A 25,267-nucleotide genomic window follows, 5' to 3' on the forward strand; every position below is an offset into this window, starting at 1 on the left:
GGCTAGGCGGCCGGCATCATCTCGCCGCACTGCCAGCACTGCTCGAAGCCGCCTTCGACCTGCTCGCCGCACACGCACAGCCAGCTGCGCTGCGGGCGGTGCTGCAGCTCGTGCAGCAGCCTCCTGGCCAGATCGAACTGGGCCTCGTCGTCGATCCAGATCTCGGGCAGGCACTGGTCGGGTGGCAGCTGGCCCATCACCGCGCCGAGGAATTCGCGCTGCACGGTGGCGGCCACGCCCTCTTCGCGCAGCGCGTGCACCCACACGGTCGCGATCGCGAGGTTGGGGGCTTGCGCGAGGCGGCGCATGGTCAGGGGGCCCAGTTTTTCTCGTCGTCGGGATCGAGCTCAGGCTCGGCGGCGGACGGCGGCGGTTCCGCCTCGCGTGCCCGTTCGGCATAGCGGTTGAAGCGCCAGGCCGAGTCTTCCATCGTGATGCGGCGCCACGTGGCGCGCTTCTCGACGGGTGTCATGCCGGGCCAGAACTGCACCTCGTCGAAGGTGCGGCCGCAGCCCTTGCATTCGTCGTCGCCCTGGCTGGTGGAGCAGATCGCGATGCAAGGCGTGTCGGGCGTGCTCTCGTACCAGGCCATCCAGGCGGCCCAGGCCTTGGGTGGAAAGCCGACCTCGTCGACCTCGTCCTCGTGATGAAAAACCATGAGCGCGTAGACCTCGGCCAGCGCGCGCAATTCGGGGCCGAGCGTGACCCCGTCGGGCGACGGCGTCTTCTCGCGCCAGTGGTTGATGGCGGCCTCGATGTCGGTGATGTGTATGGCGGCCATGGAACGTGAAAAAGCAGCGGACGGCGATCATAGTCCGGCAATGTCCCGAAACGCCGAAGGGACAAGCTTGCTATGAAAAACAGAGCGCCACATGCCCTATTCATCAGCAGTTTGAAGGTGTTCTCTTTAAACCCGTGGAAACTTTCGATTGCACCGCCGCGAGCTTCGATGCTCTAATCCGCCCCACGAAGGGGAGTAGCTCCCGACCGCTGTCCACGGCAGCGCGAATCGTCAGGTCGTCAATACGAAGCAAAACACTTCCGGCCTGCCGGACAACGTACGCGCACTCGCGCGGGCGCTGTCGAGCGAGACCTTCGATTTGAACCTGTGCAGGTTTGGTCGAAGCGTTCGCAAGCTCCCGGTGTCACCCCCGGACTTCATTCCTCGCTTTCGATCTTCCCGCACAGGATGAATCGAAACGCATCGGCATGCGCCTTCCGTCGTCGCCCCTGAAGGGAGAGGCTGGGGCGCAAAGACAAAGAGGAAATCTATGGAAATGTTCATGACCCCGGAGTTCTGGGTCGCGGTCGGTCAGATCATCATGATCGACATCCTGCTGGGCGGCGACAACGCTGTCGTGATCGCGCTGGCCTGCCGCAAGCTGCCGCCGGCCCAACGCACCAAGGGCATTCTTTGGGGCACAGCGGGCGCCATCATCCTGCGCGTCATCCTGATCTTCTTTGCGCTCACGCTGCTGGCCATTCCGTTCCTGAAGCTGGTGGGCGCAATCCTGCTGCTGTGGATCGGCGTCAAGCTGCTGGCCCCTGAACACGACGACGCACACGGCAACATCACCGGCAGCGACAAGCTGTGGGGCGCGGTCAAGACCGTGATCGTGGCCGACCTCGTGATGAGCGTCGACAACGTGATCGCCATTGCCGGTGCCGCGCAAGGCGCGGGCGACGGCCACCAGATGCCGCTCGTGATCTTCGGCCTGCTCGTGAGCATCCCGATCATCGTCTGGGGCAGCCAGCTGGTCATCAAGCTGATGGACCGCTTCCCGATGATCATCACGCTGGGCGGCATGCTGCTCGGCTGGATCGCCGGCACGATGGCCGTGTCCGACCCCGCACTGGCAAACGCCGCCGCCTGGACCTGGGTGCCGAAGGTGCCGCAGACCGACGTGGTCAAGTACGCCGCCGGTATCGCCGGTGCGCTGCTGGTGCTGGCAATCGGCAAGTGGGTGGCCGCGCGCCACGCCCGCAACAAGCCTGAAGAACAGGCGGTGACGACCGGCTGAGCCGGCGTCGCTTTCGAGAAACTTCCTGTCCCACCTCGTCTCTCACTCTAACTACCTGAAGGAGCACGCCATGGAAAAGATCATTCTTTATGTCGACGACGTCACCTACGCCTGTGAGCAGTTCGCCGAACTTGCTCCGGACGCGAGCACCGTCGTGGCGCGCCATTGGGTGCTCGTGGCCTGCGCGCCGCGCATGACGCATCGCATCAGCAAGTGGGTGAGCCACAGCGCGCGCGAGAACTGGCGCGCCAAGTGGTTCAGCAAGGTGCAGGCGCAGATGCTGCCGCTGCTGGAGCGCAATGGCGGCCAGGTGACCCCGGTGCTGGCCAAGGGCCCGCTGACCGAACTGACGGCACAGCTCAAGCGCGAGCACTCGGCCGTTCACGTGGTCGATGCACGCCGCCCGAAGATCGGCGTCGACCTGGAGCCGGTAACGCCCGACCAGACACCGGCCCATCAATCGGGCTGGGCCTTTCCCGGCGCAGTGATGGGCATGGGCGCGCTGCTGGTGCTGGCGAACGAACTGGCCGAGTAAGGCAGGACGAGTCTCTCTGGACGAGCTCCGGTGCGGCAACGCACCGGAGCTCGTTGTTTTGTGGGCCCTGGGGTATCCTGAGCGCCCTATGCGCATCATCATCAAATGGCTGCTCAGCGCCGTGGCGCTGCTGGCGGTTGCCTATCTCTACAGCGGTGTCCAGGTCAACAGCTTCGGCTCCGCGCTGATCGCGGCCGCGGTGATCGGCCTGCTCAACATGGTCGTGCGGCCGGTGCTGGTGGTGCTGACGCTGCCGGTCACCATCGTCACGCTCGGGCTGTTCCTGTTCATCATCAACGCGCTGCTGTTCTGGGCCGCATCGGGGCTGCTGAGCGGCTTTCACGTCAGCGGCTTCCTGGCCGCGTTGATCGGCTCGCTGCTGTATTCGCTGCTGGGGTTGCTGATCGAGTCCGCGCTGGGCGGGCTGCTGTCCAAGCGCTGAATCTGCAGCGGCTGCCGCGCTACGTCACTTCAGCGGCGGCTCCGCAGCCTGCTCTTTCACCAACGCCTCCACTGCCCGCGCACGGGTGTCGATGATCGACGCCTCGTAGTGGTCGACCACCTTGGACTGGCGGACGAGTTCCTGTGCAGCCTTGAAACGGTCGCGCGCGGCCGGGTAGTCGAGGATCGCCACGTTCGCCTCGGCGTCGGCGCGCACCGCGCGCAGCGTGTCGTTCTGGGCGCCGTAGAGATTGGCGAGCGTGCGCCACGCCGTGGCATCGCGCGGGTTCGCGGCGACCCAGTCGCGCAATACAGGAATCATCGGCGCGGGCTGGCGCATCGCCGTGGCGGCTTCGGCAGCGAGCATCATCTCGGGCCGCTCCTTCGACTTGGCATCGAGCAGCGCAGCCGCCTTGGGCGCGGCGCCTGCGGCGAGCTCGATCTCCGCGTTGAGCCAACGCGCCTGCTTCGCCGCGGCAGCATCGTCCGCCGTGCGCGCAACCAGTCGTTCGACCAGCGTGCGCGCGCTCTTGTAGTCGCGCATTTCCTTGGCCGACAGTGCCGCGGCATAGAGCGTGCCGGCCTGCTGGGCCGGTGAGCTTTTTGCGAACTCGCCGCTGGAGGCCGATTCGATCCAGAGCCGCAACACGTCGACACCCGGGCGCGTCAGCACGCGTGCGCGCGCAGCGATCATCGCGTGGTCCATCGCCAGCGGAACCGGCGGCGCCGCGTCCATGCGGAACTGGAAGCGGCCCTGCATGTCGGAGATGCGCTCCGTGGTCAGCGGGTGGCTGCGCAGGTAAGGGTACGAGCCGTTGTCGTTGAGGCGCGAGGCGTACTGCAGCTTCTCGAACATCGCGGCCGCGCCCTGCGGCGCGAAGCCCGCCTGCGTCATCACGCCGAAGCCGATGCGATCGGCCTCGCGCTCCATGTCGCGCGAAAAACTCAACTGGTTCTGCATGAACAGCGCCTGGCTGCCCATGATCACGGCCTGGCCTGCGTCGCCGTTGCGGCTCTTGCCGGCCGCGATCATCCCGAGGATCAGGCCCGCGATCATCAATGGCATCTGCTTGCCCTGCTTGCTCATGATGCGCGAGATGTGGCGCTGCGTGACGTGCGAGAGTTCGTGCCCGAGCACCGTGGCCAGCTCGTCGCGACTGCCGACCACCGCCACCAGGCCGAGGTTGAGTCCCAGGTAGCCGCCGGGCAACGCGAAGGCATTGATGTTGCGGTCCCGGCCCAGCAGGATCGTCCAGGCGAAGCGCTCGTCGAGCTCGGGCGTGAGCTCGCCGCGCGCGCGGGCGGCCGTCAGCAGGCGCTGCCAGATGTCCTGCACGTAGGCGGCGATCACCGGATCGTCGATGTAGTCCGTGTCGCGGTACAGCTCACGGGCGATCTGGTCGCCGAGGTGGCGCTCCGCGCTGGCAGTCATCTCGCCGCCATCGCCCATGCCGGGCAGGATCTGCTGCATCTGTGCCAGCGCGGGCACCGGCAACAGCACCTGGGAAGCTATTAAAAAAGTAGCGCACAACGACCGCAAGGCAGGCATCGGCAGGCTTTTCGTGGGGCGATGGGGAGTCAAGCGCGGCATTCCTCGTCTGTGGCTCGGGCTCGTATGATGCATCTTCAAAACGAACGTTCACCATGAGCACTCTCACCCATTTTGACGCCCAGGGCCAGGCCCACATGGTCGACGTGGCCGGCAAGCCCGCAACCCACCGCGTGGCCGTGGCCACGGGCCGCATCGAGATGCAGGCGGCTACGCTGGCGCTGATCGAGTCGGGGACGGCGAAGAAGGGCGACGTGCTGGGCATCGCACGGATTGCGGGGATTCAGGCGGCGAAGAAGACCAGCGATCTGATTCCGCTGTGTCATCCGTTGGCGTTGACGCGGGTGGCTGTGGCGTTTGCGCTTGCCGACGCGGGGAGCGTGCCGCAAGTGGTCTGCACGGCGACCGTCGAGACCGTCGGGCCGACGGGGGTGGAGATGGAGGCGCTGACGGCGGTGCAGGTGGCGCTATTGACGATCTACGACATGTGCAAGGCGGTGGACCGGGGGATGCGGATCAACGATGTGCATGTGTTGGAGAAGCATGGGGGGAAGTCGGGGAGTTGGGTGGCGGGGTGATTGCGGCGTAAGTAAACGCCAACCTCACCACAAGACCCGCACACCAGACTAGCCGCCCGGAAAGGCCGAAAACTCGTTCTTGTCCCACTCCTGTCCCAATAAGGCACGAGATGGCATCGATTCGAGAACGGTTTGGCACGTGGCAAGCACGCGTGCGGCGAGAAGGCTACCCGGCTGAAGTGAAGAGCTTCGCCACGCGAACAGAGGCGAAGAAATGGGCGCGTCACATGGAAACGTCCATGGACGCGGGGGGCTATCGGTCGCGTACCAGCATGGACAAGGCACTGCTTGGCGAGGCGCTGCTCCGGTATTCAGCGGAGGTATCGCCGACCAAGCGCGGACACCTAGACGAGGTCATCCGCATCAAGGCGCTTATGCGTTCGAAGATGGCCGCCTTTGCGCTGGAGAAACTGACGCCTACGGTCGTTGCTGCTTTCCGCGACGAACGGCTAAGGGAGGTCAAGGCCGGAGCAGTCATCCGGGACCTTTCGCTGCTTTCCAGCGTCATCAATCACGCTCGGCGGGAATGGGGCGCTGGCATCGAAAACCCTTGCCTACTAGTAAAGAAACCGCCTGCTCCCCCTGGCCGGGCACGCGTGCTCTCTGCTGATGAAGAAGGGCGCTTGCTGGTGGCCGTGGCCCCAGTAGGCCGACGCAATCCAGACATGCTGCCGCTTGTGCAGCTTGCACTGCATACGGCCATGCGCCGGGGTGAACTGTTGGCCCTCGAATGGAAGCATATCGATCTCGCCGCTCAAACCGCGTACTTGCCGGTCTCGAAGAACGGGCATCCGCGCAGCGTGCCGCTATCCCGCGCCGCAGTCGCGGCCCTCTCAGCGCGGCCTACAGACGGGGATGGGCGCGTCTTCTCGATATCTGCGCAGACGCTGGCAGCAGCATTCCGGAAAGCTACAGCGCGGGCACGCGTTCCCGGTTTTCGCTTTCACGACCTACGGCACACGGCAACAAGTCGCATGGCGGACAAACTGCCCAATGTCATCGAACTGGCGGCGGTGACGGGGCATCGCAGCCTCCAAATGTTGAAGCGGTATTACCACCCCAGCGCGGGGGCCCTGGCCAAGAAGCTGGGTTAGTAGCGGCGGACCGGTTTCTATATCCGGTACCTATATTACAGACACAAGGTCGCATTTCTTGGCAGCGCAATGCTGCTGACGGTGCGGCCTTTTCCGTCTTAGCGCCAAGGTCTTCTTGGCATTCATCGCACCCTGTGCTCACGCGTCACTTCCCTAGCCCGATCTAGCGGCTCCGGGTTACGCACTCCCTCGCTCTCGAAACCGCATGCCCTTACCGGTAGGCGCAGCCGTGCGCGAAGACTCTTCAAAGGAACTTCATGGACACGAACTCCGCGCGACTATTGACCTCAACGCCTGCCGCGCAAACGCCCCGCTGGTACGGCCCTGCGACCAGTCCATACACGCCTGACGATACTCAACGGCTTCCTCGTCTAGGCGGCATAAATGACATCGTGCCCCTCACCCCTACCGTGCTCGGCGTGGTACTGCAAGACGGGTCTACCGCCAAGGTCGAAGCGCGAGATTACTGCCTCCTTCAAGCGGCAGGTTGGACCGCTCGCTGGACGCAACGCAAGGTCACTGGGAACAACTACTACCCCAGCATCAATCACGGCGACAAGATCAGGCCCCTCGCCCGCGTCATCTTGGACGCCCGCAAAGGCGAGAGGATCAGCTACCGCAATGGGGACCGCAACGATCTCACTCGTGAAAACCTGATCCTCAGAGTCAGCGGCAAGGAGATTGGCTTCAGCGAGCGGACATGTCCGCAGGCTCCCATTCTTTCCCGCGATGAGCGAGCACGGACCGTCGCAGCGGTCGAGTTCCGAGTCGGTTCCGCATCGCATCAGGACCGCGCCGCCGTTGGGGCAGCAGCCGTTCGGGCCGCACTGCCGGGATTGAACGCGTACCGCGAAGCGGGCCGCGCAGCCATGAATGCCTGACACCGAATACCCGTCGCCCCCCCACCACCGCAGACCAGCTGAATCGCGCCATTTGCGCACTTCCATCGGTCGCAAACCCGCATGGATGCTGGATTCCTGCTGTTTTCCCGAATAAAGACATACACATGCGAAAGAACACAATCAGCCGCGCCACGGCTGCGGAGTCCCTGAGCTTCGATATGCTGGCGGTGTACTCCGTCAACACCACCAAGGCCGGGGGGATTCGGAGCGTCCATGAGTACTTGGACACAGGTACGGGAGAGATCATCCCTGCCGACCAGCTGAACATCCCCGTGCTGGACTTGCGCGAGAGGTTGCCCGCCCGCGCCAAGGCGCTTGCATCCCTTCGATTCGAGGTGCAGCAGTTCGCGACATTCGTCCTACGCTTCGCCAATCTGCGCCGAGGTATCACACCCGGCATTGGAGTCCTATGCCAGTGGTACGCCGAGATGCATAGTCGACGCTCGCAGGATGTTCGGCGCTACATCCCGGCGCTGCACAAAGCCGGTGTTCTGGCCGGGGAAACACTGCTAGGGCCCCTCTTCCAACGAACAGGCGGGAAGGCAAGGGAGCATCTCGGGGAGGAGTACCGCGCAGCGTGCATCTACTCTCGGCTGCGGATGAAGGCCCAACCCATCTCGACCACGCGGACTCGCACAGGGGACGCTGAGGTTATCGCGACCGAGGTGTCCCAGTTGGAAGCCCAGCGTGAGGCAGACCGAGTGGCATGGGAATGGGAGAGTTTTCACTTGGAACAGCCACACCTCGGGCAACCCGTTCATGCATTGCAAGGATGTGGTCCCTGTCGATCAGGTCGTGCAGCGTCTGACGGGCATGGAGGCCCCTGCCAGGTCGGCAAGCGGGCGATCTCTCGTGCACTGGGGCAGGGGCTGCTGCAATGACCGAGGTGCTGGCGCGGCTGGCCCCGCCCCCGCTGGGCTTCAGCCCCGGCGGAGGAGTCCGGTGCAGCGAGACTTTGCCCAGCAGCCCGAGAGACGGAACTGCATCTTTCTTATTTGTCCGCGAAGTGCATGAGTCCCGGCTTGCAACGCCTGAGACGCTACGCCTTCATCCGTTTGATGAGTTCATCCATTGCCCGCGCCCTGTCTCGCCCGGTCTGCGGATGCTGTTCCTTTTGGGCCGCTGCGGTTTTTGGTGGCTCATACGGCTGCGCCGGTACGGCCTCCCGAAATTCGACGTACAGACGCTGAGCAACTGCGAGCATCTTCTGATCCTCGTAGGAATGAAGGTGCCGCTCGGCATGCGCCGCCTTGAGCATGCCTGCCAGCGCCATCGCGCACTGATCTCGGACCTCTACTGCGAATTCGTCTTCGAGCACTGCGATGGCTAGAACGCTTGCGGCCAGTACTCGTCCTTTCCACTTTTGGGGTAGTTCGGGAACGCGGTTGCATGCGAGTTCGGTAATCCTATTGGCGGTCCCTGCGGGGTCGCCGGGAAAGATTCCATGCTGCTTGCTCAACTCGAAGTACTGCTGAATCAGAGCAGCTGCCGCACTCTTTCTCCCGGTAGCGGCAATCCATGAAAACAATCCCATGCGTCCTCCAGTTCGCTTGAACGCAGAGCGAACCTTCGGCGATCTGCTAGGCGACCACGTACAAGCCAAGCGCGAGATTGTGACTCAAAAGCGGCTGACTCAAAAGCAGCAGGCAAAGAGACTCCCCCGCAATGTCTCGCCCGCTTGTTCCCGACGGAGAGTCCGAACCTTCGGCGCGGGAAGTGCTTGCCATTAATTTGATACGGCGCCGAGCGGCGAAGGGTTGGTCTCAAGAGGCGCTTGCCTTTGAAGCGGGCCTGCATCGAACCTTTGTGGCGCATGTGGAGCGGCAGGCTCGAAACATCTCGCTGGACAACCTAGAACGATTGGCTCGCGCCCTCCAAGTCAAGCCGTTTCAACTGCTCAAACCGTAGAGAGTGGAAGTCCAAATTTTTTCTGTATCCGCAAGAGGGCAGCTACGACTGCTCCAGAGTCTGAGTTCCCCCGTGCCCCTCCAAGTAATGGGCTCAGGAGGGCCGGAGAGGGCCCCACGGCAGGCCGAATTCCACTCCGGCATCTGCCCTCGCTGTCGCTTTAGTGCTGCGTTGGCGGGGCCTTGTCGCGCAGGCGCATGATGGTCTGCCTGCTCGTGTCGAACTCCTTTGCGACAGCCGCCACGGAGAGCCCTTTGGAGAGCTTTTCAAGGGCGGCGCGGGCCTGCCCCTCGGCCAGCGCCTGCGGACGCCCCAAAGCCTTTCCAGCGGCCTTCGCACGCGCCAATCCTGATTGCGTCCGCTCGATCAGCAAATCCCTCTCGAATTCCGCAACGGCAGCGAGCACACCCATCGTCATCTTGCCCGCCGCACTGGTTAGATCAACGCCGCCAAGGGCTAGGCAATGAACCCGGACGCCTAAGCCCGTCAGGGCCTCCACGGTGGCTCTAACGTCCATGGCATTGCGGCCAAGTCGGTCCAGCTTCGTGACCACAAGCACATCGCCTTCCTCCAGCCTATTGATGAGCCCCGAGAAGCCCGCCCGTTCCGAGGCTGGAACGCTGCCCGATATCGTCTCAGTTATGAGCCGCTTGGGCGCGATGTCGAATCCTGCGGCTGCAATCTCTCGAAGCTGGTTCTCTGTCGTCTGGTCAGTCGTGCTGACACGACAGTAGGCGAAGACACGGGTCATGCGGACATCCTTGGTGTACGAAAAGGAGATCCGATAATCGCATTAGTCCGAAATTCAGTCAACCCTAGGTTCTGGACATGCTGAAAGCGGATGTCCGCAACCGGTCGTTTTTGGCGCACACACGCCTACCTGCTGTTGCGAGAAAGCTGGGATTTCGAGCGATTGCCCGCAGTGCGGAACGTGACTGCTCGTGACCCGCGAATCGAATACGGCTGTGAGCCGATCGTCCGCTCACTGCGTGGGAATGAAAGGCTCGTCGCCCTTGGCGATGTTTCCTTCGGATGGCTCGAAGGCCGCGTGAAACTGACTCTTCTTCCGCTGGCCTACGTTGAGCGGCGAATCAATTGTGTAAAGAGCCAATTGCGCGACTCGTTGTCCCGGATAGAGAGCGATTGGAATCTGCCCAAGGTTTGCCAGTTCAAGAGTAATTATTCCCTCATACCCCGGCTCGATGAAACTGGCCGTCGCGATGCTCAATCCTTCGCGGGCCCAGGTTGAACGAGCGGTAACCACGCCTTGCAGATTCATCGGCAGCTTCGCCCACTCAAGGGTCGGCACAAGTGCCAAGGTTCCGGGATGAAGTAGAAATCGCTGGTGATAAGCCAGTTCGTGTCTTTCGTGCTTTTGCCGCTTCCCCAAAACCGCCGCGTGGTCGTCGGCAGATTTTAGATAGTTCCGTGGTTCGACGTGTGATAACCCTCGGGCTCTCGCCATGAGCACGATGTTCCCCATACGAAGATCAATCGCAGAAGCCCCAAGCTGTGCATCTTGAAGTAGCGGGGACACTACAAGAGAACCATCTTTAAGCCGGTCAACGATCGCACTTCGGCTCAGCGCTGACATTACGGTGTCCCTCGAACTATGTCCACCGCACCCTGTTGGAGAATCCCTCGGTCACACAGTTGATTGATGCTACTGAAGCTCAATCGATCATTTTCAGCGAGATTTTCTTGCCCCAGCCAATACACCCATCCAGCGGTCAGCACATGTCGAAAATCCATCTCTGATAGAGACACCGTTTCATTAGTCGGATTCAAAGCTGAGCCCACCGGAGGAACTCGAGCATGAAGGCTGTTCTTGACGGTGACTAGCGTGGACTCGCCCACAGGCGAATAGGCGAACCCCGCGTACGGCGCGAGGACTGCTACCAAGCCATCTGTCGCATCTCGAACCTGTTGGTCAGTGAATACGTCGTACCAGCCGTGAGTAGAGGGCAGTTTAGCCACGTACGCCTCCATCTTGTTGACCGCATCTTGCAAATACGTATCCGTGCCGCAAGGAAAGCTCAGCCAGTTGAGATGCCGCAAAGCCTTAAGAACTAGGATGGCTCTTGATGCGTAAGGCGGATGATGATCGCCCGGCTGATTGCCGCTAGGTTGATGTAAACCTAGTAGCAGTCGGTGTGCGCAGGCAAAGCTAGGTCCGAACATTACCAAACCGAATAAGTCGCAGAAAAACTCCTGATGCCACCGATCGAGCATCTTGTTGTTGTTCCCAGAAAACGAGAACTTGTTCGGCGTAAGCTTATCCCGCTTTAGTAAGAATTCATCGGCATCGGACGCTCTTCCTGATTCGTTCAGCCAAGCTTCGGCCGATGTAGGGCTTTCAAGTGGGCCTCCTTTAAAAAGCGGGGTAACCACTTTAGAGATGATGTCACGCCGCAGCTTTGGTATTGCCCACGCAGCGTGGCCAATTTCGTGGCCCAAGATCGTGTGAACAAGCACATCATGCTTCAGCGTCCGAGGAAAGATCACATGGATGAGTCTTTTTAGACCCCCAGTCAGCGCTGGATCTTCAGGTAGGACGGCATATGAAGTAAGCCCGCCTTCAGCGACGATATGCACGACAGGGTGCAGCAGCTCACCACCCGGCCCATTTTCTGCGCACAATTCTCTTGTAAGGTCGCGCAATCTCGAAGCAAATGCCCACGAAAACTCGCCAATATGCGATCGCTCAATAAGCGATACCAGCTTCGATAGAAACGAAAGCTGGTGCGCGTACGTAACCTGAAGGCTCAGATTCGTAGGCGATAAGCGCTGGAGCTGCTTCTCAGCCTCCTTAAGACGGGCGAAGCACTCAAGGTAGAACTCTCGCCCATCACCAGGAAGGTAGTCGTGCCGTAGCGTGTCGTCCAGGGCACTTTGTACGTTCTCGAGCTCGTGAAGAAGAAACTCTCTTGAAAGCACTTCTACACCTGCAGCGCCTTCGATACCTCAGCGAAGAACGTCTTAGCGTTTCTCAATTCACCGTGATACGTCGCTTCAGGCTCGTCCTTTGCCATAGCAGAAATCACCTGTTCCAACATTTCCACCACAGCGTCCTTGTCGACGCCCGGATAGACTGCGTGGGCGGCCCCCATCATCGCGTGCTTCACTACTTGCTCGTCAGAGTCGCCTGCGTCTGTGCCGAAGTTGGTTGCATCAAGGTCAAGGATGCCCGGCGAATGCACCCCTGCAAATGCGTCATACCGAAACATCTCCAAGAGACGGAAAGCGTTTCGAAGAGCAATAGTCTCCCTTTTGCAATTCTCCGGACGCTCAAAAACTTCCGCCACACGTCCGGCGAGTTCGCCGAACAGAATCGACGAAGACGCTCCAGGATAGTAAGTCGTCATCAATGTCATTTAATTCCCCTTCGCGCCACAAATTAATCGGCCGAATCTACCGCGTTCAAACCGAACTTACGCTACGCCGCCATTGCCGCAATTTCTGCAACAAGCTCATCGTGGATCGCTGTGAGGTCAAGAACAAATCCGAATGCACGTTGCCCGTCTACCAAGCGGTAGATGTCATCGATCCCATTCCAGCGATAGACGCTCCCTCCAAAGATGACCACATGTGAACAAGGCAACCTGTGGAGCGCGATCCCGAGCGCATGCAAATCTCGGATTGCCCCCTTCACTTTAACCGGGGAAACGCCTGAAGCCGTCAGCTGGCGGACCACTTTGAAGGAGACCAAGTCGCGGAAACTGTACCTCCGCTCGTGGCCATGCCCCTTCCTCCCCTGCCTCCGGCTTGCCGTTGGAACCACCACCCCTACCCGACAAAGATAGTTCAGCATGGGCTGCGTGATACCCGTGAGCCTCACAGCATCCAAGGTGGAGTAAGTGCTCATTATCGCTTCAGTGTGAACTATATTAAATATAGGATTGCTCAATCCTCTTTATACAATGTTTTCCCCTGTTTATCAACAGATTTATCCACCGCTTCCGACCGGGCTTTCTGACAAAAACGTCTAACGACAACGAACATCAGCGGGCGCGACCTATGAGCTATCCTTCCTCTGTCTGGGCAGAATTCTCTGTCCCAGTTTTGTCCCATTGGGTGGGCAAGAAGTTGAGTTTTCGACGTAGCGTTGACCGCCGTGGCGAAGCTAAGTCCTTGATTTATCAAGGAACACAGGTGGCGCTATTGACGATCTACGACATGTGCAAGGCGGTGGACCGGGGGATGCGGATCAACGATGTGCATGTGTTGGAGAAGCATGGGGGGAAGTCGGGGAGTTGGGTGGCGCCGTAATCGCACTGCTAGGGAGCGGTGCCTTCGCTGGCATCCTCTCTCATCCAACGGGCGAAATCCGACGGGAACGCGTCCCTGAAGCGTTCCGCCTGCGCCCTGGCCTCGTCTTCGAAGCCGAGCAATTCAGCGCTTTCGATCAATTTGACGATGACGCGTGGCTCAGGTGAAAAATGAATCACGCGCTGCGCGAGCGCATGCATCGCTGCGGCGTTGGCAGGCGTCACGGTGGTCAGCGTCAGCTCCGCAAACTCCGCCTGGCGCGCAAACAGCCACGTTCCTCTCACCTTGGCGAGCGTGTCTTCCTCGTAAGCCGGAAGCCGTTCGTCGCGCGGGAGATAGATCTGGCTGACACGGATGTAGTCCCAGCTCGCGCATCCGACAATCAACAGCAGGGCGCCAGCCGCGATGAATGAAAACGCTGGCCGGATCGCAAGACTGCGCCTGGCCGGCCAGAGCATGCCCAGGCACAGGCCGAAAACCAGCTGAAACGGTCCATACCAGAGCGGATACTCGAGCAGGCTGTGCAGCACGATCGCCCCCAGCATGCCCCACGCCATCAGGCGAGTGGGATCGCGCTCGCGCCAAGGCCGCGCGGCGAGCACCATCCAGAGAAAGCCACCGCAGATCAGCACGGCGGCGGGAATGCCCAGCTCCACCGCCAGATGCAGGGGGAGGTTGTGCGCGTTGTCCAGGATCTCGACGAACCGGGCACCGGCGTACCGGGTGCTGTAGTGCGCAAAGCTGAGTTCGCCCCAGCCCCAGCCGGTCCAGGGACGCTCTGCGATCAGCGTGAGCACGTTGTGCCACAGGATCAGCCGGCTGTGGTCGTCGGGGGCGCCAGTGTGCAGGCGCTGGAGCATGCTTTCGACACCGCCGCTGCCGCCGCCCACCAGCTGAGGCAATGCCCAGGCGATGGCGAAGTAGAGCGGGATGGTCGCCAACAAGAGCAGTGGCGAGGGCAGCCGCAACCGTGCCCCGGTTTCTTCGACGCGCCAGCCCCGACGCTCCCGCCAGGCGATGAAGCTCGCCACGCCAACAATGGCCAACAGTTGCAGTAACCCCGTGCGCGATGTCGAAGCCGCTGCGGCAACCAGCAACAGCAGCGCCGCAGCCATCAATCCGCGCCGGGTGCGCGTCGACGAGTGCATGGCATAGAGCCATAGCGCGGCAATCCAGGCCATGCTGATCAATGTGGCGAACTGATTGCGCTGGCGAAGGTTGCCGTAGGCTTGGCCCAGCGCGGGGGAGGTCGTCCAGGGAACAAGCCATTCGGCGAGGCCGTAGTACTGCAGCAAGCCCAAGACGGCGCTGACAAGACCGGCAACAAGCACACCCTTTGCCAATAGCGAGGAAGCTGCCTGACCGTCGCGCGCCAGTCCGCTGCCGACGCTCGCCGCCGCCGCGATTCCTGCGATTGCGAGACAGGCCGGCCCCCATGCAGTCAGCGCGCCCCACCCGGAAAGTGCGACAAGAAAGCCTCCGAGACCCAGCCATCCTCCGACTGCGAGAGCGGGCCAGCCGACGGGGCCCGTCAAAAGAAGCGCCGCGAGGCAACCCCAGGAAACCAGCAACTGCCACACGTTGGCGGACGGACCGGCGACCAGGGGGCAGAGAAAAGGCAGTGCGACGAGAACCGTACGGGTGACGTCAAGGGCCCTGGAGGCGGGCAAAACGGAGCTGGCGTGCGCTGCGTAAGACGTCATCCGGTCGATTGTGCCGGGCCGACTTGCCGACGAATGGTCATTGCCGGGAGATGGAAGGTTTTGCAAAAACAAACATCTAGAGACATCCTTTAACAACTCTGTGTAATTGTTTCCCACCCGTTTCCGGCTCTGCCGGGCGGGGCTTAAAGGTGTCTTTGATGAAACAACAAACTGCTCGAAACCGGCTCGCCTCCCGTGACCAGTCTCGTGGCTTCACCCTGATCGAAATCATGATCACGGTGGCGATCATCGGCGTGCTCGCAGCGATCGCCATTCCAAGCTATCAGGACTATGTACGGCGCGGGTACGTGGTGGACGGCACGAATGCGTTGTCCACCATGCGTGCGGACATGGAGAGGTATTTTCAGGACAACCGCACGTACAAGAAGGTCAGCGCCACCATCCTGCCGCCTTGCGACGCTGGCGTAGCCGCCAGCAAACGCACCTTCGGCAACTTTGTGATCAGTTGTGCAACCGTTGTGCCGACCGATACGACGTTCACGCTCACTGCAACAGGAAGCGGGCCAGCGAACGGAGTCGTCTACACCATCAGCGAGCAGAACATTCGCGCCACGACGGGCATGCCAACCGCATGGTCGGGTTGGACGACGTCCTGTACTACTGCCTGGATCGTCAAGAAGGGTCAGGCATGCTGAAAACCAGCTTCTCCCAGCGTCATCGCAGGGGGTTCACGCTGGTCGAAATGATCGTCGTGGTAGCGATCATGGCGTTGCTCGCGGCGCTCGCCATGCCATCCATGCTCGGCTGGGTGCGCAACAACAAGATCCGCACAGTCAGCGATTCGCTGCAGAACGGCTTGCGGCAGGCGCAAACAGAAGCCACCCGGCGCAGCCGGCAAGTGGTGTTCTCGCTTACGGACGACAAGCCAACCACCACCAGCTATACAGCCAAGGCCTCCGGCAGCAACTGGGCTATCAGCACTGTGGTCCCGGCTGACTCAGATGCAACAGCAGCGTTTGTCGAGGCGGGCATCCTGCGCGACGTCGGCTCCAGCGTGGCGATCTCCGGCCCTATCTCCATCTGCTTCAGCTCGATCGGCCGCCTGGTGGCGAACGACACACCGGGCCCCACCAGCGCAAAGTGCACAGCCGCAGCCGTTCAGTACGACATCACGATGAGCGATAGCCAGACGGGCGACCGACCGCTACGCGTCCTCGTCGCGCTGGGCGGGCAAGTCCGCATGTGCGACCCGGCGCGAACCCTTTCAGCCACCCAGCCCGACGGCTGCCCCTAGCGATGAAACACCTACGCGAAACAACACGCCGCCGCAGCCAGGCCGGCATCGCACTGCTTGAAGTTCTGGTGTCGGTGCTGCTCTTTTCCCTGGGCCTACTGGGCCTGATCGGCCTGCAGGCACGCGCCGTGAGCTTTTCGGTGGATGCCGAAGACCGCAACCGCGCAGCGCTGCTCGCCAATGAAGTGGTGGCTCTGATGTGGCTCAACCAATCATCCACGGTGCCGGCCGCAGCGCTGGATGCCTGGAAGCTGCGTGTTGCCACTCCGACGACCGGTGGTCTACCCAATGGCGTCGGCAAGGTCGACGTCGCCGGCACAGGCAAGGCGGCCGACGTGACTATCACCTGGCAGGCCCCGTCGCGCAGCACGGGCAGCCAACTCACGACACATGTGGAGCTGCCTTGATAAGTATTCAGCAACCCAGGCGCGCGATGCGCGAACGCGGCCTCACCTTGATCGAGCTTCTGGTTGCCATGGTCATCGCTTTGGTGGTGACACTGGCAGTCACAAGCGCCGTGATCTTCGGCGAGTCGACCAAGCGCACGACCACGTCCGTCAACGACATCAATCAATCGGGCTCCTACGCCGCCTACCTGCTGGACCGCGCAGGTCGTAGCGCCGGCTCCGGCTTCACCCAGTCGTGGGACCTGGGCGTATTCGGGTGCAAGCTGCAGGCCAAGCGCAGCAATACGGCGATCCTGCCGCGCACCACGGTTTTTCCAGTGCCGTTCGAGAAATTCCTCGGCAACGCTACCGGGGTCGCCGATCTGCGTATCGCACCGCTGCTGATCGGCAAGGGGCAGTCGTCGGACGGCAAATCCGACGTGCTGATGGTGATGGGCGGCAACGCCGCAGCTGGCGACGTACCACGCCCGATCATCTCGGCAGGTGCCAGCGCCAACATCGTTCGACTGGACAACACAGTGCAGCTGAAGAAGAACGACATCGCACTGGTCAGCCAGGTCGGCACCACGGACTGTCTGCTCGAGCAGGTCGACTCCTCCTTTACGGATAGCGCGAACAACGAGCTCGTGACGCTCAACGGCACCTACTACACCGCAGGCGTCGGCACGACGCTGGCCTCGCTGGCGGCCACCGGCAGCGCTTACTTCACGCCGCTGGGCAACGGTGCGGCCAACAACGTGCAGTTTCAGCTCTTCGGCATCGGTGCAAACAACACGCTGGTCGGCTACGACCTGCTGCGCAGCGACGGCACCGACGCCCCACAGACCTTGGCCGACGGCGTCATGGAGATGCATGCGCTCTATGGCCTGGACACCAATACGGACGGCATCATCGACACGTGGAAGGCACCTGATACCACGGGCTTCGACATCAGCACCATGATGAAGGACGGGAAGCTGAGCAGGCAGGTGGTGGCCGTTCGCGTAGGCCTGATCCTGCGCAGCGCGACACTCGAGCGTGACCTCGTCTCGCTGACCATTCCGGAAATGTTCAGCGACACGGGCCTCAAACGCGACGCCGTCACCCTCACGAACGACGACCGTCGCTACCGCTATCGCGTGGTCGAATTCACCATCCCGTTGCGCAACGTCCTGTTGCTGCCCAAATCATGATTACTTCCTTGCACCGGCAGCGCCGGGAGCGCGGCGTCGTGCTGCTCATCTGTCTGATCGTTCTTGTCATCCTGCTCGCGGGCGGCGTAGCGGTGATGCGCTCGATGAACACATCACTTTCCGGCGCCGGCAACCTTGCCTTCAAGCGCGACCTCGTCAACCAGGGCGAGCAAGCGGGGGTCAAGGCCTTGGCGCTGTTCAGCACTGGCGCCCTGTCTGCCGTGGGCGCCGACTACAACGACGCGAAGGCGTCGAACTACAGCGCGGTCAGGCTCGACTCCAACGACCGCGGCATTCCGCTCGCGCTTCTGAAGGACGATCTCTACAACGCCAAGGCATCCGACACCATCGAACGGACCGCAGATTTCGTGAAGATCCGCTACCTCATCGACCGCCTGTGCAACACCTCCGGCGCCGCAAGCAAGAGCACCTGCGTCTACGCCCCCGCCACCACCGACGTGCGCGGCGGCAGCGTCCAGGAATCGGGGCGCCCGCCGCCGCCCAAGGCGCTGGTCTATCGACTGAGCGTGCGCGTGGACGGCCCTCGCGACACGCAGGTCTTCCTGCAGTCCTCCTTCACGAAGCCCGAATAACGCATCGCGGAAGAACCATGAACAAGATTTCCATCCTTGCCGCGCGCCTCGCCGGTACCGCAGCGCTGGCCGGCGCATTCCTCGGCATGCACGGGCTGGCCAACGCTGCCAGCCTGGCGGACCAACCCGTCTTCGCCACCTCCAACGTACCCGGCAACCTGGCGCTGACACTGTCTGTGGAATGGCCAACGGCCTCCCGCACCGCGCACACCGCCGCCTATTCCAGCGCCAGCACATTCCTGGGTTACTTCGACCCGGCCAAGTGCTACAGCTACGTGGTGGACACCACCGCCAACGAAACCAACACCGGCGACAAGAGCTTCTTCGATCCGACGGCTGTGGCCGCCAATCGCAAGTGCGACGGCACGAAGTGGAGCGGCAACTTCCTGAACTGGGCGGCCACGGCGACCATCGACCCGTTCCGCTGGGCAATGACCGGCGGCAGACGCGTGGTGGATACAGCCACCGACACCATCCTGGAGAAGGGCTATCACGCGGGGCAAGGCCTGTTCGACGACCGCACCCTTCCCACCACCGAGATCGCGGGCGCCACACCGTTCAGCAACGCCACCAGCCTCGGCATTTCGGTCAATGGCCGCAAGTATGCGATGCGCATCACCGCATCCGGTGCGTCGTTGAAAGGCGAGTACTACAACGCCGCCAACAAGACTCTTACGGGCACCCCCACTGTCACGGTGAATCAGGACACCGTGGACCACGACTGGGGCAACGGCGCGCCCGTGACGGGCATTGGCGCGGACAATTTCGCCGCGCGCTTCACGGGCACCTTCGTGGCGCCTTCCACCGGCACCTACACCTTCCGGGTGCGGGCAGACGACGGCGTGCGCCTCTGGGTGTCCGGCGTGCTGCTGATCGACAAATGGATCGACCAGGGCGCGACCAACTATGACGCCACCGTCGCCCTGGTTGCTGGACAGAGCTTCGACGTGAAGATCGAGTACTACGAAAACGGCGGCGGCGCGGTGATGCAATTCCTGTGGAAGAGGCCTGGGGGCGGCAACAGCTTCAACACCTTCACCAGCGACATCGGGGCCGCAGTCACCAACGACTACACGATGCGCAACAGGGTGTGCAACCCCAACGCACCTGGCGGCGTGGAAAGCAACTGCAAACAGTACGGGAGCAACTGGAAGCCCGAAGGCCTGATCCAGCAGTACGCGCGCCGCATGCGCTTCAGCGCCTTCGGCTATCTGAACGAGGACGGCAACGGCCGTGACGGCGGCGTGATGCGCGCACGCCAGAAGTTCGTGGGGCCGCTGCAACCGGTGCCTGGCCTGCCCGACACCAGCAACGCATCGAAGGAATGGGATGAGAACACCGGCGTGTTCGTTCGCAACCCCAACCCGGCCGACGCCACCGCCACCTCAGCCAACGGCGTGACCATTGCCGACAGCGGCGTGATCAACTACCTCAATAAGTTCGGCCAGATCATTCCCGGTAACTACAAGTCGAACGACCCGGTCAGCGAGCTCTACTACGCGGCGCTGCGCTACTACCGCAACCTGGGCAACGTGCCGGAGTGGAGCAACCTCAACACCACCGACACCAACACGACGGCGAAACGCCTCGACGGCTTTCCGGTCATCACCAATTGGGACGACCCGATCCAGTATTCGTGCCAGCGCAACTTCGTTCTGGGCATCGGCGACATCTACACCCACGCCGACAAGAACGTGCCCGGCAATACGAACAACGCGAACGAACCCGCGATGCCTGCAAAGGTCACGGCCGACACGACCGTCGATGCAGTGGTAGCCACCAACAAGGTCGGCCAGCTGCAAGGCATGGGCGACGACCTCGGCACGCGCACCAATATTTCGAACGGTTGCTGCAGCAATAACTCGGCGCGCATGGCCGGGCTTGCCTACGACGCGAACACCAAGGACATCCGACCTGACGACGCGACCAAGTCAAACACCGTCGGCAAGCAGACAGTGCAAACCTACTGGGTCGACGTGCTCGAACAGGCTTTCCAGGCGAACAACCAGTTCTACCTGGCGGCGAAGTTCGGAGGGCTGAAGATACCCACGAGCATGCAGAGCACTTTCAACCCGTACACCTTCAACGACACCATTCCGCAAGCCTGGTGGGCGACAAGCGGTGACATGCTCACGGACACCCGAAATGGCGGCACCACCCAGGCAAGGCCTGACAACTACTTCACCGCGGGTCGACCCGACTCGATGGTGGATGGCCTGACGAAGGCCTTCGCGAGCATCGCCAACGCCATCAAGTCGTTCACCACTTCGTTCTCGCTGTCGAGCCCGCAGGTGTCGTCTTCCGGCGCGGCATCCTATGCATCGCAATACGACTCGAACGGATGGACCGGCGTGCTTTCCGGCAGCCAGCTCACGTTCCCAAGCGGCGTGCCGACTCTCACGGAGATGTGGAACACCTCCACCACGCTGGAAAACCAGCTTGCCGGCACCGGCTGGAACACCGCGCGCCGGGTGCTCACCTGGAATGGCACTGCGGGCGTGCCTTTCCGCAAAACCAACCTGACGACGGCTCAGTCCACCGCGCTCGATACGCCGTGGGTGACGGGTGACGACAGCAGCGACTTCGTCAACTACCTGCGCGGCGACCGCAGCAAAGAGAAGACGACCACCGACGATACCAAGCCCTACCGCCGCCGCGCTTTGCTGCTCGGCGACATCGTCAATGCGAAGGTCACACCGGTGGGACCGCCTTCGGGCCAGTTCTCGAATACCGTCAACCCCGGCTATGCGAAGTTCAAGACTGACTACGCCACCCGGCCGACAGTGGTCTACGCGGGCGCCAACGACGGCATGATGCACGCGTTCAACGGTGCCCTGACCGGAACGACTGCAGGCCAGGAACTGTTCGCCTACGTGCCGAGCATGTTGTTCTCGGGGCCCAGCAGCCCCGCCACACCGGCGCTCAATGGCCTGGGACAACTCGGCAACCCGGACTACGAGCATCGCTACTACGTCGACGCATCGCCGAAGACCTTCGACATTGACTTCAATACCGCAGGCGGAGTCTTCACCACCACGACCACGGGCAACAATTCGGACTGGCACACCGTATTGATCGGCGGTCTTGGCAAGGGTGGCAAGGGCTTCTATGCCATCGACGTCACTGACCCTGCGAGCATGACCAGCGAGGACAACATCAAGACCAAGGTGCTCTGGGAATTCTCGAGCGCGACCACCGGTGTCGGCGATACCTTGGGCTACAGCTTCGGCACGCCAGTGGTGCTGAAGACCAAGAAGTACGGCTGGGTCGTGGTCCTCACTTCGGGCTACAACAACACCGACGGCTATGGCTACGTGTATTTTGTGAACCCGAAGACCGGTGCGCTGCTCGAGAAGGTGCAAACAGGCAATGCGTCGGCCGGCCTGACGCAGTTGACCGCCTACATCACAGACTTCACTGACGGCACCGCCGATGCGCTCTACGCCGGCGACCTGAATGGACAGCTCTGGCGCTTCGATGTGACTGCGGCACGGGGCAGCACCGGGTTCTATCCGGCACCGTTGAAGCTGGCGACGCTGGCTAATCCCAGCAATACGGCCCAGCCGATCACGACACAGCCGCTGGTGGAAATCGATCCGAAGAGCAAGAAGCGCTATGTGCTGTTCGGCACGGGCCAATTGCTCGATACCGTGGACATCAACTCGACAGCGGGTCAGTCGTTCTACGCGATCATCGACGGCACGGCTTCGGGCTTCAGTACCGGTGGCACCTATCCGATCACGCGCAACGATCTGGCCGAGCTCACCGAAGCCAATCTCACCGGCACCACGGTGTTCAGCCTGGGAACGAAGTTGGGCTGGTACCTTGACTTGGGCAAGGACGCGACTTCGGGGATTACCTGGCGCGTGACGCTGGGGCCTACATCGTTCAATGGCGTCGCGGTGTTTTCAAGCCTGCTGACCACCGGCGATGCCTGCAGCCCTTCGGGCCAGAGTCGCATCTATGCGGTGAACTATGGATCCGGCACCACCGCGCTGACCACGGGGGCCGCATACGTCGGCTACAGCAGCGCAATCACGGACATCCAGATCATCAACAACAACGGCAGGATGCAGGGTATCGCGGGAAATGTGAAGGGCGAAGTGAACCAGCCGCCAATCGACTTCGGCAAGGGGACGGGGCTGCGGTTGTTGAATTGGCGGGAAGTGCCGACGATTGATTGATGGCTGGTATCTGGCAGGCATTCCGTGGCGTGATTTACCCGAGCGCTTCGGTGACTTCCGAGTGGTGCATCTGCGCCACTCGTGCTGGAGCAGAACCGGCGTATGGCTGCGGATCTGCCAGAGCTTGGCGCAGGAGGCTGACAACGAATGCGCCATCATCGACTCAACCATCGTTCGGGCACACCAGCAATTGATGACGCGCTCTAGTCGCCTCAATGGCGATCAAACTCTTCCGCGCTGGGCTGGGGCTGGGCTGGGCTGGAATCATCCAAGCTCATCCGCGGCCGACACGACACCTGCGTGGCTATACTGCGGCGGTCACACCGAAAGACGGCGTGATCGGGATTGGTCTCCCGTGCAATCACTGCGATGCAAGCCGCAGTTTCCCCGCAGGGTCTGTGGCTTTGTCGTTGGCGCCTCCAGTTTTGGCGGCTCGGCGGGCGGGCGTGAGCCCGGCCGGTTTCACGCAAGTGGTTGCCCGGTAGACCAACCCGTCGAGCTGCCGCCCCGATTGGTCTCGGGACGGCAGTTTTTGAAAACTGCAATCACTTGGAGGCCACTCATGGCTACATCCGCCCGCGCGTCTGCGCACACTCATTCACCTTCTGAGTCTTCTGCAATTGCCTGCGCCGAATCGTTCGCGCTACAGGCAAGCGACGACATCGACAACCTGCAGGTTGTGCGACGCGCCTACGCGTGTCTCGAAAAACTCATCGCTCCGCACCACGTGAACGACACGGAAGAGGTTTATCCGACGCGTACCGAATTCAGCGCCCTGGTGTGGTTGGTCAACGAGGAGTTGGGGCGGCGCATCGAAGCGGTCGACATCACGATTCAATCGTTGCGTGTCGCGCTGAGCGAAGGCGGGCGCAATGGAGGCTTTCAACGTAAGCCGACGCGAAGGCCAAACCAGATTTGACTTGTGCATCGAGCGATCGCGATGCTGCGGGTCAAGCCGTAGAAGTTCCCTCCCCGACTTGATTTGAATCTGACTCACGCTGTGTCCAATTGGAATCTGACCCCAGATTTCTTAATTGCCGATCTCAGTATGTCCCCCAAAAAAAAAGCCGCCCTGAGGCGGCTTTTTTGAGTGTTGTGACTTAGGTCACAGTGCCGTTCTTGCAAGCCGGGGGAGCATATTTGGAGTCAGCGTCGGTCAGGCAAGTCCACGTACCGTTTGCGTCACGCGTCCACTGAATCTTCTTGCCCGCGATAGCGGCGGCTGCATTGCTGCCCAGCGTGCCAGTGATGGTGTCACCACCGGTGCCAGTCAAAGGCGTCTTCACCTGGGGATAACCATTGCCATTGGCAGCGGCGCCGGTACCTTGCACTGCGCCCGTCAGAAGATTAGATGCACTTGCTTGGGGGTCGCAAAGGTTGGGAGCGGCCGTAGTGGCGGCACCGACGGTCAGCTTGCCGTCCAGAATACAGGTTTCGACCGATGTTTTCAGCGCACCGGTTTCGCCAACAACACGCGTCACTTGCGATTTGGCGATGTACGTTTGGTACTGGGGAATCGCGATAGCGGCCAAAATGCCGATGATCGCCACAACGATCATCAATTCGATAAGAGTAAAGCCAGCCTGTGCGCGGCGGGCGAAAGTACGACGGTTCATTTAACTAACTCCAGGTTGGTTGGTTGTTACGCCCGGGAACCTGCCCGGAGCGAGGTACCTTCCGCAGCATCTGTGCCACCCATCCCCAGAGCCTCCTGCTGACCGAACACGTCACCTTTACCCACTTTGGCGTTACACGGTGTGACACGATTCGCCAGTAAAAGCTACACGTAGTGACAAATTTGTCATGCCAACGCATCACCCAGCATCAGCAAGTCAGGATCCCATCCGCCTTCAGCCAGCGTATGTCCCGCTGCGCCAGCCCCGCCACCTGCTCGTCCATCAGTGCCTCGATCTGGCTCATGATCTCGTCGGTTTCGGTGGGCTTGGTGTGGGTGATGTAGATCGGGTACTGCTTCCCCGGCCCGATGTGCGCCAACTCGTCGGCCAGCACCGCGGGCGACAGATGCAAGCTGCGCTCGGCCAGGGCCTGCTCGCGGCTGCTGAAGGCCGTTTCAATCACCAGCATCGCGACGTCGAGCGCATTCACACGTTCCCAGAAGGGCGCGTTGCGCTCGGTATCCCCGCTGAACACCCAGTGGGCACCACCTTCGGCCCGTCTCACGGCAAAACCGCACGCCGGCACGGTGTGAACCGCAGGCAGCACCTCGACCAGCTTGGGCTCGCGGCTGCCCAGCGGCAGCATCTGCCCGACGGCAATGACGTGAAAGCTCACGAACGGCGCCTCGACGCTGGGAATGCTCTCGAAATCCGGCCAGATGACGTTGTTGAACACATGCGCCCGCAGCGCGTCGATGGTGGCCCTCAGCGCATGCACGCGCAGCGGCCGCTTGCGGCGGCTGCCTACGGCGTCGAGCATCAATGGGAGCGCGGCGATGTGGTCGAGGTGGCTGTGGGTGAGCACGACATCGTCGATGCAGACCATTTCTTCGAGCGTGAGATCTCCGACGCCCGTGCCCGCATCGACGAGCAGGTCCGTGTCGACCAGGAAAGAGGTGGTGCGGCAGTCTTTGGCGATGGCGCCTGAGCAACCCAGCACACGAACCTGCATTGTGAGAGACCCCTTGTGTGTGTCTGTC

General features: G+C 61.7%; 26 protein-coding genes and 1 pseudogene. 15 read left to right on the forward strand and 12 right to left on the reverse strand.

The features are described from left to right. Positions 1 to 2: 2 nt before the first annotated feature. The gene (locus tag ACN9MV_RS32080; RefSeq protein ID WP_093055269.1) at positions 3 to 308 is read right to left on the reverse strand and encodes a putative signal transducing protein; all 306 of its coding nucleotides are present in this window, start codon (positions 306 to 308) and stop codon (positions 3 to 5) included. A 2-nt stretch (positions 309 to 310) separates the two neighbouring features. Continuing rightward, positions 311 to 781: a DUF3717 domain-containing protein gene (locus tag ACN9MV_RS32085; protein WP_093055267.1), complete on the reverse strand. Its 471-nt coding sequence runs from the start codon at positions 779 to 781 to the stop codon at positions 311 to 313. A gap of 490 nt (positions 782 to 1,271) precedes the next feature. Here ACN9MV_RS32085 and ACN9MV_RS32090 point away from each other — a divergent pair, with 490 nt between their 5' ends. From ACN9MV_RS32090 to ACN9MV_RS32100, 3 genes are all read left to right on the forward strand, one after another. Then, positions 1,272 to 2,021, forward strand: a complete 750-nt coding sequence (locus ACN9MV_RS32090; protein WP_093055265.1) for a TerC family protein — start codon at positions 1,272 to 1,274, stop codon at positions 2,019 to 2,021. Between the two features lie 70 nt (positions 2,022 to 2,091). Next, the gene (locus tag ACN9MV_RS32095) at positions 2,092 to 2,556 is read left to right on the forward strand and encodes a hypothetical protein (RefSeq protein ID WP_093055263.1); all 465 of its coding nucleotides are present in this window, start codon (positions 2,092 to 2,094) and stop codon (positions 2,554 to 2,556) included. An 88-nt stretch (positions 2,557 to 2,644) separates the two neighbouring features. Beyond that, positions 2,645 to 2,998, forward strand: a complete 354-nt coding sequence (locus tag ACN9MV_RS32100) for a phage holin family protein (protein ID WP_093055261.1) — start codon at positions 2,645 to 2,647, stop codon at positions 2,996 to 2,998. A 24-nt stretch (positions 2,999 to 3,022) separates the two neighbouring features. On the opposite strand, the gene ACN9MV_RS32105 is transcribed toward ACN9MV_RS32100, so the two are convergent. Continuing rightward, complete coding sequence (locus ACN9MV_RS32105; RefSeq protein ID WP_426390863.1) at positions 3,023 to 4,588, reverse strand: M48 family metalloprotease; 1,566 nt, start codon at positions 4,586 to 4,588, stop codon at positions 3,023 to 3,025. Positions 4,589 to 4,641: 53 nt separating this feature from the next. Here ACN9MV_RS32105 and moaC point away from each other — a divergent pair, with 53 nt between their 5' ends. The 3 genes from moaC to ACN9MV_RS32120 all read left to right on the forward strand — a co-directional run bounded on the left by moaC (position 4,642) and on the right by ACN9MV_RS32120 (position 7,099). After that, a complete protein-coding gene (gene moaC / locus ACN9MV_RS32110; RefSeq protein ID WP_093174422.1) occupies positions 4,642 to 5,124 on the forward strand; it encodes a cyclic pyranopterin monophosphate synthase MoaC in 483 nt (160 codons plus the stop codon). A 110-nt stretch (positions 5,125 to 5,234) separates the two neighbouring features. Next, positions 5,235 to 6,218 carry a site-specific integrase gene (locus ACN9MV_RS32115; RefSeq protein WP_093174424.1) on the forward strand — a complete coding sequence of 328 codons (984 nt, stop codon included), beginning with the start codon at positions 5,235 to 5,237 and terminating at the stop codon, positions 6,216 to 6,218. Positions 6,219 to 6,475: 257 nt separating this feature from the next. Next, a complete protein-coding gene (locus tag ACN9MV_RS32120) occupies positions 6,476 to 7,099 on the forward strand; it encodes a hypothetical protein (RefSeq protein WP_143047737.1) in 624 nt (207 codons plus the stop codon). Positions 7,100 to 8,159: 1,060 nt separating this feature from the next. Here the strand turns inward: ACN9MV_RS32120 and ACN9MV_RS32125 are convergent. After that, positions 8,160 to 8,654 carry a hypothetical protein gene (locus tag ACN9MV_RS32125; RefSeq protein WP_093174430.1) on the reverse strand — a complete coding sequence of 165 codons (495 nt, stop codon included), beginning with the start codon at positions 8,652 to 8,654 and terminating at the stop codon, positions 8,160 to 8,162. 131 nt (positions 8,655 to 8,785) lie between these two features. Between ACN9MV_RS32125 and ACN9MV_RS32130 the strand changes: the two genes are divergently transcribed. Further along, positions 8,786 to 9,028: a helix-turn-helix domain-containing protein gene (locus ACN9MV_RS32130; RefSeq protein ID WP_093174432.1), complete on the forward strand. Its 243-nt coding sequence runs from the start codon at positions 8,786 to 8,788 to the stop codon at positions 9,026 to 9,028. Positions 9,029 to 9,188: 160 nt separating this feature from the next. Here ACN9MV_RS32130 and ACN9MV_RS32135 read toward each other — a convergent pair whose 3' ends face one another. From ACN9MV_RS32135 to ACN9MV_RS32155, 5 genes are all read right to left on the reverse strand, one after another. Continuing rightward, a complete protein-coding gene (locus ACN9MV_RS32135) occupies positions 9,189 to 9,779 on the reverse strand; it encodes a recombinase family protein (RefSeq protein WP_093174434.1) in 591 nt (196 codons plus the stop codon). A 231-nt stretch (positions 9,780 to 10,010) separates the two neighbouring features. Continuing rightward, on the reverse strand, positions 10,011 to 10,622 hold the full coding sequence (gene dcd / locus ACN9MV_RS32140; RefSeq protein ID WP_093174436.1) for a dCTP deaminase: 612 nt from the start codon (positions 10,620 to 10,622) through the stop codon (positions 10,011 to 10,013). Further along, on the reverse strand, positions 10,622 to 11,965 hold the full coding sequence (locus tag ACN9MV_RS32145) for a hypothetical protein (RefSeq protein WP_143047738.1): 1,344 nt from the start codon (positions 11,963 to 11,965) through the stop codon (positions 10,622 to 10,624). Before ACN9MV_RS32145 ends, dcd begins: the two co-directional genes overlap by 1 nt. A 2-nt stretch (positions 11,966 to 11,967) precedes the next feature. Beyond that, complete coding sequence (locus tag ACN9MV_RS32150; protein ID WP_426390864.1) at positions 11,968 to 12,402, reverse strand: hypothetical protein; 435 nt, start codon at positions 12,400 to 12,402, stop codon at positions 11,968 to 11,970. Between the two features lie 62 nt (positions 12,403 to 12,464). After that, a complete protein-coding gene (locus ACN9MV_RS32155; protein ID WP_093174440.1) occupies positions 12,465 to 12,893 on the reverse strand; it encodes a MerR family transcriptional regulator in 429 nt (142 codons plus the stop codon). A gap of 284 nt (positions 12,894 to 13,177) precedes the next feature. Here ACN9MV_RS32155 and ACN9MV_RS32160 point away from each other — a divergent pair. Next, positions 13,178 to 13,297: pseudogene (locus ACN9MV_RS32160) on the forward strand (cyclic pyranopterin monophosphate synthase MoaC); the annotation flags it as partial. Positions 13,298 to 13,305: 8 nt separating this feature from the next. On the opposite strand, the gene ACN9MV_RS32165 reads toward ACN9MV_RS32160, so the two are convergent. After that, positions 13,306 to 15,000, reverse strand: coding sequence for a PglL family O-oligosaccharyltransferase (locus ACN9MV_RS32165; RefSeq protein ID WP_426390865.1), 1,695 nt, complete (start codon positions 14,998 to 15,000; stop codon positions 13,306 to 13,308). Between the two features lie 158 nt (positions 15,001 to 15,158). On the opposite strand from ACN9MV_RS32165, the gene ACN9MV_RS32170 reads away from it, so the two are divergent. The 7 genes from ACN9MV_RS32170 to ACN9MV_RS32200 all read left to right on the forward strand — a co-directional run bounded on the left by ACN9MV_RS32170 (position 15,159) and on the right by ACN9MV_RS32200 (position 23,530). Beyond that, positions 15,159 to 15,656 carry a type IV pilin protein gene (locus ACN9MV_RS32170; protein ID WP_426390866.1) on the forward strand — a complete coding sequence of 166 codons (498 nt, stop codon included), beginning with the start codon at positions 15,159 to 15,161 and terminating at the stop codon, positions 15,654 to 15,656. Further along, complete coding sequence (locus ACN9MV_RS32175; protein ID WP_426390867.1) at positions 15,650 to 16,255, forward strand: pilus assembly FimT family protein; 606 nt, start codon at positions 15,650 to 15,652, stop codon at positions 16,253 to 16,255. The genes ACN9MV_RS32170 and ACN9MV_RS32175 overlap by 7 nt, the downstream gene beginning before the upstream one ends. A 2-nt stretch (positions 16,256 to 16,257) precedes the next feature. Further along, positions 16,258 to 16,662 (forward strand): fimbrial assembly protein, encoded by a 405-nt coding sequence (locus ACN9MV_RS32180; RefSeq protein WP_426390868.1) that lies wholly within the window; start codon positions 16,258 to 16,260, stop codon positions 16,660 to 16,662. Between the two features lie 26 nt (positions 16,663 to 16,688). Continuing rightward, positions 16,689 to 17,834: a PilW family protein gene (locus tag ACN9MV_RS32185; RefSeq protein ID WP_426390869.1), complete on the forward strand. Its 1,146-nt coding sequence runs from the start codon at positions 16,689 to 16,691 to the stop codon at positions 17,832 to 17,834. Beyond that, complete coding sequence (locus tag ACN9MV_RS32190) at positions 17,831 to 18,427, forward strand: pilus assembly PilX family protein (protein ID WP_258352206.1); 597 nt, start codon at positions 17,831 to 17,833, stop codon at positions 18,425 to 18,427. Before ACN9MV_RS32185 ends, ACN9MV_RS32190 begins: the two co-directional genes overlap by 4 nt. A gap of 17 nt (positions 18,428 to 18,444) precedes the next feature. Further along, positions 18,445 to 22,611 (forward strand): PilC/PilY family type IV pilus protein, encoded by a 4,167-nt coding sequence (locus tag ACN9MV_RS32195; RefSeq protein ID WP_426390870.1) that lies wholly within the window; start codon positions 18,445 to 18,447, stop codon positions 22,609 to 22,611. Between the two features lie 562 nt (positions 22,612 to 23,173). Continuing rightward, positions 23,174 to 23,530 carry a hypothetical protein gene (locus ACN9MV_RS32200; protein ID WP_426390871.1) on the forward strand — a complete coding sequence of 119 codons (357 nt, stop codon included), beginning with the start codon at positions 23,174 to 23,176 and terminating at the stop codon, positions 23,528 to 23,530. A 181-nt stretch (positions 23,531 to 23,711) separates the two neighbouring features. Here the strand turns inward: ACN9MV_RS32200 and ACN9MV_RS32205 are convergent, their stop codons facing one another. Both ACN9MV_RS32205 and ACN9MV_RS32210 read right to left on the reverse strand, forming a co-directional pair. Continuing rightward, a complete protein-coding gene (locus tag ACN9MV_RS32205; protein ID WP_426390872.1) occupies positions 23,712 to 24,227 on the reverse strand; it encodes a pilin in 516 nt (171 codons plus the stop codon). 208 nt (positions 24,228 to 24,435) lie between these two features. Further along, positions 24,436 to 25,239: a 3',5'-cyclic-nucleotide phosphodiesterase gene (locus ACN9MV_RS32210; protein WP_426393222.1), complete on the reverse strand. Its 804-nt coding sequence runs from the start codon at positions 25,237 to 25,239 to the stop codon at positions 24,436 to 24,438. Between the last annotated feature and the right edge of the window lie 28 nt (positions 25,240 to 25,267).

The organism is Variovorax sp. R-27 (assembly GCF_049913215.1).
Lineage (GTDB): Bacteria > Pseudomonadota > Gammaproteobacteria > Burkholderiales > Burkholderiaceae_C > Variovorax.

Coding starts and splice junctions, on each gene's coding strand:
- ACN9MV_RS32165 (WP_426390865.1), bottom strand. CDS start 15,000: ATGACGTCTTACGCAGCGCACGCCAGCTCCGTTTTGCCCGCCTCCAGG.
- ACN9MV_RS32125 (WP_093174430.1), bottom strand. CDS start 8,654: ATGGGATTGTTTTCATGGATTGCCGCTACCGGGAGAAAGAGTGCGGCA.
- ACN9MV_RS32155 (WP_093174440.1), bottom strand. CDS start 12,893: ATGAGCACTTACTCCACCTTGGATGCTGTGAGGCTCACGGGTATCACG.
- ACN9MV_RS32115 (WP_093174424.1), top strand. CDS start 5,235: ATGGCATCGATTCGAGAACGGTTTGGCACGTGGCAAGCACGCGTGCGG.
- ACN9MV_RS32195 (WP_426390870.1), top strand. CDS start 18,445: ATGAACAAGATTTCCATCCTTGCCGCGCGCCTCGCCGGTACCGCAGCG.
- ACN9MV_RS32190 (WP_258352206.1), top strand. CDS start 17,831: ATGATTACTTCCTTGCACCGGCAGCGCCGGGAGCGCGGCGTCGTGCTG.
- ACN9MV_RS32175 (WP_426390867.1), top strand. CDS start 15,650: ATGCTGAAAACCAGCTTCTCCCAGCGTCATCGCAGGGGGTTCACGCTG.
- ACN9MV_RS32085 (WP_093055267.1), bottom strand. CDS start 781: ATGGCCGCCATACACATCACCGACATCGAGGCCGCCATCAACCACTGG.
- ACN9MV_RS32205 (WP_426390872.1), bottom strand. CDS start 24,227: ATGAACCGTCGTACTTTCGCCCGCCGCGCACAGGCTGGCTTTACTCTT.
- ACN9MV_RS32090 (WP_093055265.1), top strand. CDS start 1,272: ATGGAAATGTTCATGACCCCGGAGTTCTGGGTCGCGGTCGGTCAGATC.
- ACN9MV_RS32130 (WP_093174432.1), top strand. CDS start 8,786: ATGTCTCGCCCGCTTGTTCCCGACGGAGAGTCCGAACCTTCGGCGCGG.
- ACN9MV_RS32170 (WP_426390866.1), top strand. CDS start 15,159: ATGAAACAACAAACTGCTCGAAACCGGCTCGCCTCCCGTGACCAGTCT.
- ACN9MV_RS32120 (WP_143047737.1), top strand. CDS start 6,476: ATGGACACGAACTCCGCGCGACTATTGACCTCAACGCCTGCCGCGCAA.
- ACN9MV_RS32150 (WP_426390864.1), bottom strand. CDS start 12,402: ATGACATTGATGACGACTTACTATCCTGGAGCGTCTTCGTCGATTCTG.
- moaC (WP_093174422.1), top strand. CDS start 4,642: ATGAGCACTCTCACCCATTTTGACGCCCAGGGCCAGGCCCACATGGTC.
- ACN9MV_RS32100 (WP_093055261.1), top strand. CDS start 2,645: ATGCGCATCATCATCAAATGGCTGCTCAGCGCCGTGGCGCTGCTGGCG.
- ACN9MV_RS32095 (WP_093055263.1), top strand. CDS start 2,092: ATGGAAAAGATCATTCTTTATGTCGACGACGTCACCTACGCCTGTGAG.
- ACN9MV_RS32135 (WP_093174434.1), bottom strand. CDS start 9,779: ATGACCCGTGTCTTCGCCTACTGTCGTGTCAGCACGACTGACCAGACG.
- ACN9MV_RS32185 (WP_426390869.1), top strand. CDS start 16,689: ATGCGCGAACGCGGCCTCACCTTGATCGAGCTTCTGGTTGCCATGGTC.
- ACN9MV_RS32200 (WP_426390871.1), top strand. CDS start 23,174: ATGGCTACATCCGCCCGCGCGTCTGCGCACACTCATTCACCTTCTGAG.
- ACN9MV_RS32210 (WP_426393222.1), bottom strand. CDS start 25,239: ATGCAGGTTCGTGTGCTGGGTTGCTCAGGCGCCATCGCCAAAGACTGC.
- ACN9MV_RS32105 (WP_426390863.1), bottom strand. CDS start 4,588: ATGCCGCGCTTGACTCCCCATCGCCCCACGAAAAGCCTGCCGATGCCT.
- ACN9MV_RS32180 (WP_426390868.1), top strand. CDS start 16,258: ATGAAACACCTACGCGAAACAACACGCCGCCGCAGCCAGGCCGGCATC.
- dcd (WP_093174436.1), bottom strand. CDS start 10,622: ATGTCAGCGCTGAGCCGAAGTGCGATCGTTGACCGGCTTAAAGATGGT.
- ACN9MV_RS32080 (WP_093055269.1), bottom strand. CDS start 308: ATGCGCCGCCTCGCGCAAGCCCCCAACCTCGCGATCGCGACCGTGTGG.